Annotated in this window: 1 protein-coding gene; it reads right to left on the bottom strand. The window is 63.4% G+C overall.

Going from position 1 to position 268, the window contains the following annotated elements:
* A partial coding sequence (locus SB822_RS57635) for an HlyD family efflux transporter periplasmic adaptor subunit (RefSeq protein WP_410859178.1) occupies positions 1–268 on the bottom strand: 268 nt, incomplete at both ends.

The raw sequence follows: 268 nt of genomic DNA, 5'->3' as shown, positions 1-268 counted from the left end.
CCGCACCCAGTTGAAGGTCGGGTTGACGTCGGCGAGCAGTTCGCGGCTTTGCGGATTGTCGCGGTCGTAGATGCCGCGCGAGATGCTTTCGACGTGGCCTTGCAGCGTGCCGCCGCTCATCAGCCGCACTTCGGCCTTGTCGCCGATATGCAGGTGCGGCAGCTTGGTTTCCTCGAAGTAGCCATAGACCCAGAATGAGTGGCTGTCGACGATCGCGAGCTTCGCCGCGCCGGCCGTCGCGTAATCGCCGCGAAACACGTTCAGGTTC

Origin of the sequence: Paraburkholderia sp. SIMBA_054, assembly GCF_046534875.1 — a bacterium.
GTDB lineage: Bacteria > Pseudomonadota > Gammaproteobacteria > Burkholderiales > Burkholderiaceae > Paraburkholderia > Paraburkholderia hospita.
Note: the sequence above shows the minus strand (reverse complement) of the source record. Positions and strands in the feature narration are given on the sequence as shown.